Raw genomic sequence first — 13,284 nt, 5'->3', positions numbered from 1 at the left:
CCGCGAATACATGAAGCGCAAGAACATTCTTTTCATCATGGCCGATCAGATGGCCGCGCCAATGTTGCCGTTCTACGGTCCATCGCCCATCAAGCTGCCGCACCTGAGCCGCCTCGCCGCGCAAGGCGTGGTGTTTGACGCCGCCTACTGCAACAGCCCACTGTGCGCGCCCTCGCGTTTCACCCTGGTCAGCGGCCAGTTGCCGAGCAAGATCGGCGCCTATGACAACGCCGCCGACTTCCCCGCCGACGTCCCGACCTACGCCCATTACCTGCGCCGCCTGGGCTACCGCACCGCGCTGTCGGGCAAGATGCATTTCTGCGGCCCGGACCAGCTGCACGGTTACGAAGAACGCCTGACCAGCGATATCTACCCGGCCGACTATGGCTGGGCAGTGAACTGGGACGAGCCGGACGTGCGCCCCAGCTGGTACCACAATATGTCCTCGGTACTGCAGGCCGGGCCATGCGTGCGCACCAACCAGCTGGATTTCGACGAAGAGGTGGTGTTCAAGGCCCGCCAGTACCTGTTCGATCACGTTCGCGAAGACGGCGACCAGCCGTTCTGCCTGACCGTGTCGATGACCCACCCGCACGACCCGTACACCATTCCCAAGGCCTTCTGGGACCTGTACCGCGACGAGGATATTCCGCTGCCGCAGACCCCGTCCCAGGACGCGCTTGACCCGCATTCCCAGCGCCTGCTCAAGGTCTACGACCTGTGGGACAAGCCGCTGCCTGTGGATAAGATTCGCGACGCGCGTCGCGCCTATTTCGGCGCATGCAGCTATATCGACAGCAACGTCGGCAAACTCCTGGAAACCCTGGAGGAAACCGGGCTGATCGACGACACCATCATCGTTTTCTCCGGCGACCACGGCGACATGCTCGGCGAGCGCGGCCTCTGGTACAAAATGCACTGGTTCGAAATGGCCGCGCGGGTGCCGCTGCTGGTCAGCGCGCCGGGGCAGTTCGCCGCCGGCCGAGTAGCCCAGGCGGTCTCGACCGCCGACCTGCTGCCGACCCTGGTGGAACTGGCCGGTGGCCAACTGCAACCGGGCCTGGCGCTGGATGGCCGTTCCCTGGTGCCGCACCTGCAAGGGCAGGGCGGGCATGACGAAGTCTTCGGCGAATACATGGCCGAAGGCACCATCAGCCCGCTGATGATGATTCGTCGCGGCCGCTACAAGTTCATCTACAGCGAAGACGACCCGTGCCTGCTGTTCGATGTGGCCAACGACCCGCGTGAACAGAAAGAACTCAGCCAATCGCCGCAATATCGCCCGCTATTCGAGGATTTTCTCCGCGAAGCGCGGGCCAAATGGGATATCCCGGCCATTCACCAACAGGTACTCGCCAGCCAGCGCCGCCGCCGCTTCGTCGCCGATGCGCTGAGCCTGGGCAAGCTGAAGAGCTGGGACCACCAGCCACTGGTCGACGCCAGTCAGCAATACATGCGCAACCACATCGACCTCGACGATCTGGAGCGCAAGGCTCGTTATCCACAACCCTGCCAAAACCAATAACGTAAGGGGAAGAGCATGCAAAGGTTATCCACAGCAGTGACGGCTGCGCTTCTGGCGCTGGGCAGTGCTTCGATCCCGGCCCTGGCCTGGGCCGAACAGGGGTGCGAGACGGTGAAGATGGCCGACCCGGGCTGGAGCGACATCGCCGCCACCAACGCCATCGCCGGTTTCCTGCTGGACGGCATGGGCTACAAGGCCAAGGTCGATACCCTGGCGGTGCCGATCACCTTCGGCGGGCTCAAGGACGGCCAGGTGGATGTGTTCCTGGGCAACTGGATGCCGGCGCAGCAGGGCTTCTACGACAAGTTCGTGGCCAATGGTGATGTCACCCAGCTGGCAAAGAACCTGGACGGCACCGAGTTCACCCTGGCGGTGCCGGATTACGTGTGGGACGCCGGCGTGCATGACTTCAGCGACCTGAACAAATACGCCGAGCTACACCCAAAAGAAGTCGACAAAAAGCTCTACGGCATCGGCTCCGGGGCCCCGGCCAACCTGTCGTTGCAGGAGATCATCAAGAAGAACGACTTCGACCTCGGCCAGTGGAAGCTGATCGAGTCCAGCGAGCAGGCGATGCTCGCCGAAGTCTCGCGGGCGGTGAAAAGGCAGAAGTTCGTCACCTTCCTCGGCTGGACCCCGCACCCAATGAATGTGCAGTTGAAAATGCGCTACCTCAAGGGTGGCGAGAAGTACTTCGGCGACACCGGCAGCGTCTACACCCTGACCCGCAAGGGTTATGCACAGGCCTGCCCGAACGTCGGCAAACTGCTGAGCAACCTGAGCTTCACCCAGGACATGGAGAACAGCATCATGGCCGAGGTGGCCAACAAGAAGGTCAGCAATCTGGATGCCGCCAAGGCCTGGATCAAGGCCAACCCGGCGGTGCTGGACAAGTGGCTGGACGGGGTGAAGACCCTCGACGGCAAGGATGCGCTGCCGGCGGTGCAGGCCAAACTCTAACGCCCGTCGTAGGAGCGAGGCTTGCCCGCGATGCGGGCGACACGGTCCTGCAGATGGACCCTGTGTGCAGGTTTTGGGGCTACTGCGTAGCCCATCGCGGGCAAGCTTCGCTCCTACAGGCAACCCTGGCGGAATGGGGCAAGCCTTCCGGCAATGCTTTACCCTGACGCCCCTGAACACCTTCACCCGCGAGGACCCATGGCCTGGCCCAATCGCCATTCACTCTTGCCCTTCCTGAGCTGGCTGCCCCGGCAGACCCGCGCCAGCGTCGGGCGCGACCTGCTGGTGGGCCTGAGCGGCGCCATCCTCGCCCTGCCGCAATCCATCGCCTATGCGCTGATCGCCGGCCTGCCACCGGAATACGGCCTGTATGCCGCCGTCGTCCCGGTGCTGATCGCCTGCCTCTGGGGTTCTTCCTGGCACCTGATCTGTGGCCCCACCGCGGCGATTTCCATCGTCCTCTACGCCAGCGTCAGCCCCCTGGCGGTGCCGGCATCCCAGGACTACATCACCCTGATCCTGTTGCTGACCCTGCTCGCCGGCCTGTTCCAGTGGCTATTGGGGTTGTTGCGCTTCGGCGCGCTGGTGAACTTCGTGTCCCACTCGGTAGTGCTCGGCTTCACCCTCGGCGCCGCGGTGGTGATCGCCCTGGGGCAGTTGCCCAACCTGCTGGGCCTGGACTTGCCGAGCGAAGCCACCGCGCTGAACAGCCTGACCTCGCTGTTCGCCCATCTCGATGCCGTGGATAACCCCTCGCTGATCCTCGGCCTGGGCACACTGATCGTCGGCCTGGCCCTGAAACTGCTGGTGCCGCGCTGGCCGGCGCTGCTGATCAGCCTGATCCTCAGCGCTCTGGTGGTATGGCTGTGGCCGGCGCTGTTCGGCCAGGTGAAGCTGGTCAGCGCCTTTACCGGGCGGCTGCCGCCGTTCAGCCCGCTGCCGCTGGACCTGGACATAATCCTGCGCCTGCTGCCCAGCGCCGTGGCGGTGGGCATGCTGGGGCTGGTGACCAGCCTGTCGATCGCCCGCTCGCTGTCGGCGCGCTCCGAGCAGTTGCTCGATGCCAACCAGGAAGTCCGCGCCCAGGGCCTGTCGAACATCGTCGGCGCGTTCTTCTCCGGCTATCTGTCTTCCGGTTCCTTTACCCGTTCCGGCCTGAGCTACGAAGCTGGTGCCTGTTCGCCGCTGGCGGGGGTGTTCTCGGCGTTGTGGGTGGCCTTGTTCGCCGTGGCCGGCGCGGCGCTGATCGCCCATATCCCGATCCCGGCCATGGCCGGGAGCATCCTGCTGATCTGCTGGGGATTGGTGGACCACCGCGGCATTCGCGCGCTGTTCCGGGTCAGCCGCGCCGAGTTCGCGGTGATGAGCCTGACCTGTGTCGCCACCTTGCTCCTGGAATTGCAGACGGCGATCTATGCCGGGGTCCTGGCGTCGCTGTTCTTCTACCTCAAGCGCACCTCGCAACCGCGCGTGCAGCATGGGCGCGAAGGCGACGAGGACATCCTGCGGGTCGGCGGCTCGATCTTTTTCGGCGCCAGCCATTACCTGCAAGTGCGCATGCAGCGCTGCCATGCGCCGCGCCTGGTGATCGACGCCCGGCAGATCAACTTCATCGACTATTCCGGGGTGGCCATGCTGCACCAGGAAGCCCGCCGCCTGCTGCGGCAGAACCGCAGCCTGACCCTGCGCCGCGCGCGGGCCTCGGTGATCGAAGAGTTGAGAAAGCTCGAAGGCGCGGAGAGATGCCCGATCCGGTTTGAGGATTGAACCCGGCTATGTAGGAGCGAGCTTGCTCGCGATGAACGTCGACGATAATACGGCGTGGCTGTCGCACCGCCGCTTCGCGGCTATCGCGAGCAAGCTCGCTCCTACAATAGAAAGAGGGGCGCGGGGTCAGAGCCCCAGCTGGCGCCGCAGCTCCGCCAGCACCGGCGCGGTGTCCGGACGCACGCCGCGCCACAGGAAGAAGGCTTCCGCCGCCTGTTCGGCGAGCATGCCCAGGCCATCCATGGAAATCGCCGCGCCGTATTGGCTGGCCCAGCGACAGAAGGCGGTCGGCTCCTTGCCATACATCATGTCATAGCACACCGTCTTGCCCGGCTCGATCAGGCTGGCGGCGATCGGCGGCACGTCGCCGGTGAGGCTGGCCGAGGTGGCGTTGATGATCAGGTCCACCGGCTCGCGCAACCAGTCGAAACCGCTGGCGGACACCGGCCCCAGGTCGCTGAACAGCTCGGCCAGCAGCTCGGCCTTTTCCACCGTGCGGTTGGCGATGATCACCGACGCCGGCTGCTCCGCCAGCAGCGGCTCCAGCGCGCCACGCACCGCGCCACCGGCCCCCAGCAGCAGAATGCGCTTGCCCTTGAGGCTGAAGCCGGCGTTGACCGTCAGGTCACGCACCAGGCCGGCGCCGTCGGTGTTGTCGCCCAACAGGCTGCCATCGGCGAGTTTGCTCAAGGTGTTCACCGCGCCGGCGCGCTGGGCGCGGGCGGTCAGGCTGTCGGCCAGGCGGTAGGCGTCTTCCTTGAACGGCACCGTGACGTTGGCGCCACGCCCGTCCACGAAGAACCCGCGGGCACAGCCGGCGAAATCGTCGAGGGGCGCCAGCAGAGTGGTGTAGACCAGCCGCTGCGCCGTCTGCTCGGCGAACAGCCGATGAATCAGCGGCGACTTGCTGTGGCCGATCGGGTTACCAAAAACGACGTACTGATCCATCCAATAAAACCCTCATGCACATCCCTGTAAGGAACCAGCTTGCTGGCGACAGGGACGCTGCGCTGTTCTGTTCAATCGCATTATCGTCCAGCGCCGGCCAGCCGGCTGCAACGCTTTACGCAGAGCCCGCCAGCCAGTCGCGGTCCTGCAGGAAATATTCGGTCAGGCGCGCTTCTTCGCTGCCCGGCTCGGCTTTCCAGTCGTAGCCCCAGCGCACCTGCGGCGGCAGGGACATGAGGATCGACTCGGTACGCCCGCCCGATTGCAGGCCGAACAGGGTGCCGCGGTCGTAGACCAGGTTGAACTCGACATAGCGGCCGCGACGGTACTCCTGGAACTCGCGCTGCTTCTCGGTATAGCCCAGGGCCTTGCGGCGCTGGACGATCGGCAGGTAGGCCTCGAGGTAGGCGTCGCCGATGGCGCGCATGAAGGCGAAGCTGGTGTCGAAGTCCCACTCGTTGAGGTCGTCGAAGAACAGGCCGCCGATGCCACGTGGTTCATTGCGATGCTTGATGTGGAAGTAGCTGTCGCACCAGGCCTTGTAGCGCGGGTAGACGTCCGGGCCGAACGGAGCACAGGCCTTTTCGGCGACGCGGTGCCAGTGCACACAGTCCTCTTCGTTGGCGTAGTAGGGGGTCAGGTCGAAACCGCCGCCGAACCACCAGACCGGCTCTTCGCCTGCTTTTTCGGCGATGAAGAACCTTACGTTGGCGTGGGAAGTCGGCACATGGGGGTTGTGCGGGTGGATCACCAGCGACACGCCCAGCGCCTCGAATCCACGGCCGGCCAGTTCGGGCCGGTGGGCGCTGGCGGACGGCGGCAAGCCGCTGCCGAACACGTGGGAAAAGTTGACGCCGCCTTTCTCGATCACCGTACCGTCGGCAATCACCCGGGTGCGCCCGCCACCGCCGGCCGGTCGGGTCCAGGCGTCTTCGACGAAGCGCGTACCGCCGTCTTCGGCTTCCAGGGCAGCGCAAATGCGGTCTTGCAGGTCGAGCAGGTAGGCTTTTACGGCCTCGGTGCGGGTAGTCATGGCATCACCTTGAATCGGGCAAAGCTACGCGGCGCCAGGGATACAGCAGGGGGCCTGCGCAAATGGGCGCGTAGCATAACACTGCGTGGGGGCCGGTCGCAGTTGACGGCGGTCAAGCATAGGAGTCCGATAAGGCACTTTCGCGACACGACCGAGGAGAGAGTGCAGATGGCCAAACGTATCCAGTTCCGGGCCCATGGCGGCCCGGAAGTACTCGAGTATGTGGATTACCAACCCGCAGAACCGGGCCCGCAACAGGTCCGCGTGAGCAACAAGGCCATCGGCCTGAACTTCATCGACACCTACTACCGCAGCGGTCTCTACGCGCCACCGGCCTTGCCATCGGGCCTGGGTGCCGAAGGGGCCGGGGTGGTCGAGGCGGTGGGCAGCGCCGTGACCCGCTTCAAGGTCGGCGATCGCGTGGCTTATGGCAGCGGTCCGCTGGGTGCCTACAGCGAGCTGCATGTACTGCCCGCGGACAATCTGGTGCACCTGCCGGACAGCATCAGCTTCGAACAGGCGGCCGGGGTGATGCTCAAGGGCCTGACCGTGCAGTACCTGCTGCGCCAGACCTACGAGCTCAAGGGCGGTGAAACCGTGCTGTTCCACGCGGCCGCCGGCGGTGTCGGGCTGCTCGCCTGCCAGTGGGCCAAGGCCCTGGGGGTGAAGCTGATCGGTACTGTCAGCTCGCCGGAAAAAGCCGCGCTGGCGAAATCCCTCGGCGCCTGGGAAACCATCGACTACAGCCATGAAGACGTGGCCAAGCGCGTACTGGAGCTGACCGACGGCAAGAAATGCCCGGTGGTCTACGACGGCGTGGGCAAGGACACCTGGCTGACCTCGCTGGACTGCCTGCAGCCACGGGGCCTGATGGTCAGCTTCGGCAACGCCTCGGGCGCGGTGGAGGGGGTCAACCTGGGCATCCTGGCGGCCAAGGGCTCGCTGTATGTCACCCGTCCGACCCTGGGCACCTACGCCAACAACGCCGAGAACCTGCAGGCCATGGCCGACGATCTGTTCGGCATGATTACCAGCGGCAAGCTGAAGATCGAGATCGGCCAGCGTTATCCACTGGCGGAAGCGGCGAAGGCACAGATCGAACTGGCGGCGCGGCGCACCACGGGTTCGACCATTCTGCTGCCTTGAAATGCATCGCGATCCGGCTTGCCCGCGATAAACGATGACGCGGTGTCAGGCCGGACGCACGATCTTGCCGGTCACCAGGTCGCGGATCAGGCTCGGGTTCTTGCGCCCACCCAGGCTGCCGCCCAGGACCATGTCCAGCTGCCCGCGGAAATACTGCTCGACGCGAATCCGCGTGCGGGCGGCCGGGCGCCCCTGGGGATTGGCCGAGGTGGAAATCAGCGGCCCCACCAGCGCACATAACTCGCGCACCAGTGGATGATCGCTGACCCGCAAGGCCACGGTGTCGTGGACCCCAGTGACCCATTCCGGCAACAGATTCTGATGGGGCACCAGCCAGGTGTTCGGCCCCGGCCAGGTGCTGGCCATGCGATCGAGCCATTCCTGGGGGAAGTCCTCGAAGAGGAAATCGAACTGGCGGATGTTGTCGGCGATCAGGATCAGGCCCTTGTCCACGGAGCGCGACTTGATGGCCAGCAACCGGTCCACCGCCTCTTCGTTCCACGGGTCGCACCCCAACCCCCAGACTGCTTCGGTTGGGTAGGCAATCACCGCCCCTGCGCGAATTTCTCGTGCGGCTTGTTGCACACGCCAACTGCTGACCATTGCTGACTCTCCGGATTAAGGCTGTGCGCAGTTTACCGATCCTGCTTATAAAGCCTAGCCTTTTGCCCGGGCATACCAGCAGCCTGCTTCACATACCGCATGGCCCTCCAGCTCCAGCTCCGTAAGCGCCGCCAGCACCCTGGACAGGCTCCAGCCACTGGCCTGCACCAGGCCCTCGCTGGTCTGCGGCGCAGCATGCAACAGCGCCAGCAACGGGTGAGCGGGCGCGACTGGTGGCGGGGCTGGGGATAACGACAGCCGTTGCCAGCCACGCAGGGCTTCGAGGATATGTTCGATGGTTTCCACCAGCACCGCGCCATCGCGAATCAGCTGATGACAGCCCCGGGCCCCGGGGTGATGGATCGACCCGGGTATCGCATACACCTCGCGGCCTTGCTCGGCGGCGAGCCGGGCGGTGATCAGCGAACCGCTGGCGACGCTGGCCTCCACCACCAGCACGCCAAGGGACAGGCCGCTGATAATCCGGTTGCGCCGGGGAAAGTGGCTGGCGTGGGGGCCGGTCTCCAGCGGGAACTCGGAAACCAGCGCGCTGCCCTGGGCGATCATGGCGTCGGCCAGGCGTCGATTGCGCTGTGGATAAAATTTTTCCAGGCCGGTGCCGAGCACGCCGACGGTCTGCCCGCCGACCTCCAGGGCGGCCTGGTGCGCCGCGCCATCGATCCCCAGCGCCAGGCCGCTGGTGATGACAAAACCGGCCGCGGCCAGGCTACGGGAAAAGGCCGCGGCGGTGTCCATTCCTGGCCTCGAAGCGCGACGACTGCCAACCACCGCCAACTGCGGTTTTTCCAGGATCCGCGGATCGCCAGCGACAAACAGCAGCGGCGGCGCATCGGCAATTTCATTCAGCAGCGGCGGGTAGTCAGGCTGGTCCCACATCAGTAAATGCTGGCCCGGACGCTCCAGCCAGGCCAATGCACGGCTGGCGCCATCACGCACTTCGGCGTTGCGCCGAGCCTCGGCCGCACTCGCCGGCAGGCCCAGCGCACGCCAGGCGCTGGCCGGCGCGCTGATGGCCTTGGAGGCCGAACCGAAGGCTTCGAACAACAGCTGAAAACGCTTCGGGCCAAGGTCCGGCAAGCGATGCAAACGTAGACGGGCTTCCAGTTCCGCGGGGGAAACCGGAGCCTGGGCAGGCAGTGACATAGGATCATCCTTGATCGTTATAAGCCCGGCTGAAGCAGGAATAAGCTGTGGATAACTCTGTTGGTAACTTGTTGAGGGTTTACGGGTTACGCACCTTGTCCATGATCGCCAGGGAGCGGGAAGCATTGAGCACCAGGCCGTAGCTGAGTTTGTCGTAGGTGCGGAAAACCATCAGCAGACCGGCCCGCTCATCCGGCATCTTCACCTGGCCGCCGGCCACCCGATCGCGCACGGTTTCACCGGTCTTCAGCACCGCCAGCACATTGCCTTCAGCCAGGCCATCGCGCCGCCCCTTGTTCAGCGTCACCACGTCCAGCGCGCCGATCTGGGTGACGCCCCGTGGCACGTCGATGATCAGGCCCTCGACCGCCCGGCTCGGCGGGCTGGGGACAAAGGTCGAGTTGATGACCCGCGGCTCGCCGCTGAACAAACGGTCGCCCAGGCGCACTTCCTGGATGGTGCGCTGCAATTGCAGGGTGGCGATATCGCCCTCGACCGCGACCACCTCGCCGCCGCCGATCTCGTCGGCGTTGATCCCCAGCACTTCGCCGCTCTGCGGGTCGGTGTAGGTCTTGCCCTGGCGGAAGATGCCGTAGGCCGATTGTTCCGGGTCGAAGCGGCCGCGCGCGAAGATCCGGTCGCCGGTGCCGCTGAGCACCCGTTCGGCATCGCCGGCGACTATGTAGGGCGCACTGTCGAAGGTCTCGGCCCGGTCGAGGATGCGGTTGCTCAGCAGAAAGCTGTCGATGGCCTGCAGTGGAATGGTCGGGATCGCCTCGGCCAGCGGCGTGCGGCGCACCTGAGGCGACAGTTTGACCGTACCCCGGGAAGCGCCGCGCTCCAGGGTCAGGCGTGGTTCGCCATTGACCTGTACCAGCGCCAGGGAGTCGCCGGGGTAGATCAGATCGGGGTCGGCGAGGCTGGAATTGGCCTGCCAGAGCGCCGGCCATTGCCAGGGATCGCGCAGAAAGCGGTTGGCGATGCTCCACAAGGTATCGCCCGCCACCACGGTGTAGCGCTGTGGGTAACCCTCCCGGAGCGGCACCTGCGCCTGGCCGAAACCGGCCCAGCCCACGAGCAGCAAGGCGAGTAGTGATTTCCTCATGCGGTGAATCCCTTTATTATGTGTACTCGCGTGAAACGCCAGCGCCTGTGCGCTCCCTGCTCCTGATCGAGCACGTTTTACAACGGTTGCCCTTCCAGACCCCGCAAGGCCTCCGACTCCGAACTTACTTCACACGTGTAGCAATTACGCTTATGGCCATTTTAAACATCCTCGAATTCCCCGACTCGCGCCTGCGCACTATCGCCAAACCAGTGGCCGTAGTGGACGACGAAGTGCGTCAGTTGGTCGACGACATGTTTGAAACAATGTATGAGGCGCCCGGCATCGGCCTGGCCGCTACCCAGGTCAACGTGCACAAGCGCATCGTGGTCATGGACCTGTCCGAAGACCGCAGCGAGCCACGGGTGTTCATCAACCCAGAGTTCGAAGCGCTCACCGACGAAATGGGCCAGTATCAGGAAGGCTGCCTGTCGGTACCGGGCTTCTACGAGAACGTCGATCGTCCGCAACGCGTGAAAATCAAGGCCCTGGACCGTGACGGCCAGCCTTACGAACTGATCGCCGAAGGCCTGCTCGCGGTGTGCATCCAGCACGAATGCGACCACCTCAACGGCAAATTGTTCGTCGATTACCTGTCCACGCTCAAACGCGACCGGATCAAGAAGAAGCTGGAAAAGCAGCATCGTCAGCAGGCTTGATCCCCTTCTTCCAAAGGCTTGCAGCGGCAAGCCTTTTTCTTTTCTGCGTATTTATTAGCGAGAATTCCCATGACTGAGCCACTGCGCATCGTCTTTGCCGGTACCCCGGAATTTGCCGCCGAACACCTCAAGGCCCTGCTCGACAGCCCCTACGAGATCGTCGCGGTCTACACCCAGCCGGACCGGCCGGCCGGACGCGGGCAAAAGCTGATGCCGAGCCCGGTCAAGCAACTGGCGCTGGAGCACGATATCCCCGTGCTGCAGCCGCCAACCCTGCGCAACGCGGAGGCCCAGGCCGAACTGGCGGCCCTCGCGCCGGACCTGATGGTGGTGGTCGCCTACGGCCTGATCCTGCCGCAGGCGGTGCTGGATATTCCGCGCCTGGGCTGCATCAACAGCCACGCTTCGCTGCTGCCACGCTGGCGCGGGGCGGCGCCGATCCAGCGCGCCGTGGAAGCCGGCGACGCCGAGAGCGGCGTGACCGTGATGCGCATGGAAGCCGGCCTGGACACCGGGCCGATGCTGCTCAAGGTCCGCACCCCGATCAGCGCCACCGACACCGGCGGCAGCCTGCATGACCGTCTCGCCGAAATGGGCCCGCCGGCCGTGGTGCAGGCCATCGCCGGCCTCGCTGCCGGAACCCTGCAAGGCGAAGTGCAGGACGACAGCCTGGCCACCTACGCCCACAAGCTGAACAAGGACGAAGCACGGATCGACTGGAGCCGCCCGGCGCTGGAACTGGAGCGCCTGGTACGGGCCTTCAACCCCTGGCCGATCTGCCACAGCACGCTCAATGGCGAAGCCCTGAAAGTGCTGGCCGCCAGTCTCGCCGAAGGCAAGGGCGCCCCGGGAACCATCCTCGGCGCCAGCAAGGACGGCCTGCTCGTCGCCTGCGGCGAGCAGGCGCTGTGCCTGACTCGCCTGCAATTGCCCGGCGGCAAGGCGCTGAACTTCAGCGACCTGTTCAACAGCCGGCGTGAGAAATTCGCCACCGGCACCGTGCTCGGACAAGCGGTGGACGCCCAATGAACCCGCGTCTGGCCGCCGCCAAGGCCCTGACCTCGGTTCTCAATGGCAAGGCCTCGCTCAACAGCTCGCTGCCAACCCTGCTGGACAAGGTCGAAGTGCGCGATCGCGGCTTCACCCAGGACCTGGCGTTCGGCACCGCGCGCTGGCAGCCACGGCTGGCGGCGCTGGCGGCCAAGCTGTTGCAGAAGCCGTTCAAGGCGGCCGATGCCGATGTCGAGGCGCTGCTGCTGGTGGGCCTTTATCAATTGCTCTACACCCGCGTCCCGGCGCATGCCGCCATCGGCGAAACCGTGGGCTGCGCCGACAAACTGAAAAAGCCCTGGGCCAAGGCGCTGATCAATGCCGTGCTGCGCCGCGCCCAACGTGAGAGCGAAGCGCTGTTCGCCGAGCTGGAGCGCGACCCGGTGGTGCGTACCGCCCATCCGCGCTGGCTGCAAAAATCCCTCAAGGCGTTCTGGCCCGAGCAGTGGGAAGCCATCTGCGCCGCCAACAACGCCCACCCGCCGATGATCCTGCGGGTCAACCGTCGCCATAAATCCCGCACGGCCTACCTCCAGCTGCTGAGCGAAGCCGGTGTCGCCGCCAAGCCTTGCGTCTACAGCCAGGACGGCATCGTCCTCGATGAAGCCGCCGACGTGCGCAGCCTGCCGGGCTTCGCCGAAGGCTGGATCAGCGTGCAGGACGAGGCCGCGCAACTGGCCGCCGAGCTGCTGGAGCTGGCGCCGGGACAACGGGTGCTGGACGCCTGCTGCGCGCCTGGCGGCAAGACCTGCCACATCCTCGAAGTCGAGCCCGCGCTGGCCGGCGTGGTCGCGGTGGACCTGGAAGCCAAGCGCCTGGTGCGTGTCCAGGAGAACCTCGACCGCCTGGGGCTGAACGCCGAGCTGATCGCCGCCGACGGCCGCGACACCGCCGCCTGGTGGGACGGCAAGCCGTTCCAGCGCATCCTGCTGGACGCGCCGTGTTCGGCCACCGGGGTGATCCGTCGCCACCCGGATATCAAGCTCACCCGTCAGGCCGACGACATCGCCGCCCTGGCCACCTTGCAAGGCGAACTGCTGGACACCATGTGGTCGACCCTGGAAGTCGGCGGCATCCTGCTGTACGCCACCTGCTCGACCTTGCCGACCGAAAACACCGAGGTGATCGAGGCGTTCCTGGCCCGGACCCCGGGCGCTCGCGAACTGGACATCGGCGGGCAACTGGGCCAGCCTCCGGCCGGCCTGAAGCAGCCCCACGGTCGCCAGTTGCTGGCGCAAGAGGGCGGCCATGACGGGTTCTACTACGCCAAGCTGATCAAGATTGCCGCCGCGCGCGGTTAAGAAAGGTTCTAAGGGAGTGACTG

The 13,284-nt window shown here is 65.3% G+C and carries 12 protein-coding genes; 7 read left to right on the top strand and 5 right to left on the bottom strand.

Annotated features, from left to right (window positions below):
* Positions 1-10: 10 nt before the first annotated feature.
* From betC to PVZ78_RS17335, 3 genes are all read left to right on the top strand, one after another.
* Positions 11-1,525: a choline-sulfatase gene (gene betC, locus PVZ78_RS17345; protein WP_273829001.1), complete on the top strand. Its 1,515-nt coding sequence runs from the start codon at positions 11-13 to the stop codon at positions 1,523-1,525.
* A gap of 15 nt (positions 1,526-1,540) precedes the next feature.
* Positions 1,541-2,485, top strand: a complete 945-nt coding sequence (choX, locus tag PVZ78_RS17340) for a choline ABC transporter substrate-binding protein (protein WP_273829000.1) — start codon at positions 1,541-1,543, stop codon at positions 2,483-2,485.
* Positions 2,486-2,683: 198 nt separating this feature from the next.
* On the top strand, positions 2,684-4,252 hold the full coding sequence (locus tag PVZ78_RS17335; protein ID WP_273828999.1) for a SulP family inorganic anion transporter: 1,569 nt from the start codon (positions 2,684-2,686) through the stop codon (positions 4,250-4,252).
* Positions 4,253-4,378: 126 nt separating this feature from the next.
* Here the strand turns inward: PVZ78_RS17335 and aroE are convergent, their stop codons facing one another.
* The gene (aroE, locus tag PVZ78_RS17330) at positions 4,379-5,200 is read right to left on the bottom strand and encodes a shikimate dehydrogenase (protein ID WP_009046233.1); all 822 of its coding nucleotides are present in this window, start codon (positions 5,198-5,200) and stop codon (positions 4,379-4,381) included.
* A 115-nt stretch (positions 5,201-5,315) separates the two neighbouring features.
* Entirely contained in the window at positions 5,316-6,233 is a 918-nt protein-coding gene (gene hemF / locus PVZ78_RS17325) for an oxygen-dependent coproporphyrinogen oxidase (RefSeq protein WP_009046232.1), read from the bottom strand.
* Between the two features lie 168 nt (positions 6,234-6,401).
* Here hemF and PVZ78_RS17320 point away from each other — a divergent pair, with 168 nt between their 5' ends.
* Positions 6,402-7,379 (top strand): NADPH:quinone reductase, encoded by a 978-nt coding sequence (locus tag PVZ78_RS17320; protein WP_038635678.1) that lies wholly within the window; start codon positions 6,402-6,404, stop codon positions 7,377-7,379.
* A 45-nt stretch (positions 7,380-7,424) separates the two neighbouring features.
* On the opposite strand, the gene PVZ78_RS17315 is transcribed toward PVZ78_RS17320, so the two are convergent.
* The 3 genes from PVZ78_RS17315 to PVZ78_RS17305 all read right to left on the bottom strand — a co-directional run bounded on the left by PVZ78_RS17315 (position 7,425) and on the right by PVZ78_RS17305 (position 10,251).
* Complete coding sequence (locus PVZ78_RS17315) at positions 7,425-7,982, bottom strand: L-threonylcarbamoyladenylate synthase (protein ID WP_007926207.1); 558 nt, start codon at positions 7,980-7,982, stop codon at positions 7,425-7,427.
* Positions 7,983-8,036: 54 nt separating this feature from the next.
* On the bottom strand, positions 8,037-9,146 hold the full coding sequence (dprA, locus tag PVZ78_RS17310; RefSeq protein WP_273828998.1) for a DNA-processing protein DprA: 1,110 nt from the start codon (positions 9,144-9,146) through the stop codon (positions 8,037-8,039).
* A gap of 79 nt (positions 9,147-9,225) precedes the next feature.
* Positions 9,226-10,251, bottom strand: coding sequence for a LysM peptidoglycan-binding domain-containing protein (locus PVZ78_RS17305; RefSeq protein WP_273828997.1), 1,026 nt, complete (start codon positions 10,249-10,251; stop codon positions 9,226-9,228).
* Between the two features lie 152 nt (positions 10,252-10,403).
* Here PVZ78_RS17305 and def point away from each other — a divergent pair, with 152 nt between their 5' ends.
* From def to rsmB, 3 genes are all read left to right on the top strand, one after another.
* Entirely contained in the window at positions 10,404-10,910 is a 507-nt protein-coding gene (gene def / locus PVZ78_RS17300) for a peptide deformylase (protein ID WP_009041482.1), read from the top strand.
* A gap of 69 nt (positions 10,911-10,979) precedes the next feature.
* Complete coding sequence (gene fmt / locus PVZ78_RS17295; RefSeq protein ID WP_016703938.1) at positions 10,980-11,939, top strand: methionyl-tRNA formyltransferase; 960 nt, start codon at positions 10,980-10,982, stop codon at positions 11,937-11,939.
* Entirely contained in the window at positions 11,936-13,261 is a 1,326-nt protein-coding gene (gene rsmB, locus PVZ78_RS17290; RefSeq protein WP_016703939.1) for a 16S rRNA (cytosine(967)-C(5))-methyltransferase RsmB, read from the top strand. The genes fmt and rsmB overlap by 4 nt, the downstream gene beginning before the upstream one ends.
* Positions 13,262-13,284: the final 23 nt, after the last annotated feature.

The organism is Pseudomonas sp. SBT1-2, assembly GCF_028640875.1.
GTDB lineage: Bacteria > Pseudomonadota > Gammaproteobacteria > Pseudomonadales > Pseudomonadaceae > Aquipseudomonas > Aquipseudomonas chlororaphis_I.
This window is presented reverse-complemented; position numbering and strand designations above follow the sequence as displayed.

Bases quoted from the DNA above. Each gene is read 5' to 3' on its own strand.
- hemF (WP_009046232.1), bottom strand. From the start codon at position 6,233: ATGACTACCCGCACCGAGGCCGTAAAAGCCTACCTGCTCGACCTGCAA.
- betC (WP_273829001.1), top strand. From the start codon at position 11: ATGAAGCGCAAGAACATTCTTTTCATCATGGCCGATCAGATGGCCGCG.
- rsmB (WP_016703939.1), top strand. From the start codon at position 11,936: ATGAACCCGCGTCTGGCCGCCGCCAAGGCCCTGACCTCGGTTCTCAAT.
- def (WP_009041482.1), top strand. From the start codon at position 10,404: ATGGCCATTTTAAACATCCTCGAATTCCCCGACTCGCGCCTGCGCACT.
- aroE (WP_009046233.1), bottom strand. From the start codon at position 5,200: ATGGATCAGTACGTCGTTTTTGGTAACCCGATCGGCCACAGCAAGTCG.
- fmt (WP_016703938.1), top strand. From the start codon at position 10,980: ATGACTGAGCCACTGCGCATCGTCTTTGCCGGTACCCCGGAATTTGCC.
- dprA (WP_273828998.1), bottom strand. From the start codon at position 9,146: ATGTCACTGCCTGCCCAGGCTCCGGTTTCCCCCGCGGAACTGGAAGCC.
- choX (WP_273829000.1), top strand. From the start codon at position 1,541: ATGCAAAGGTTATCCACAGCAGTGACGGCTGCGCTTCTGGCGCTGGGC.
- PVZ78_RS17315 (WP_007926207.1), bottom strand. From the start codon at position 7,982: ATGGTCAGCAGTTGGCGTGTGCAACAAGCCGCACGAGAAATTCGCGCA.
- PVZ78_RS17320 (WP_038635678.1), top strand. From the start codon at position 6,402: ATGGCCAAACGTATCCAGTTCCGGGCCCATGGCGGCCCGGAAGTACTC.
- PVZ78_RS17335 (WP_273828999.1), top strand. From the start codon at position 2,684: ATGGCCTGGCCCAATCGCCATTCACTCTTGCCCTTCCTGAGCTGGCTG.
- PVZ78_RS17305 (WP_273828997.1), bottom strand. From the start codon at position 10,251: ATGAGGAAATCACTACTCGCCTTGCTGCTCGTGGGCTGGGCCGGTTTC.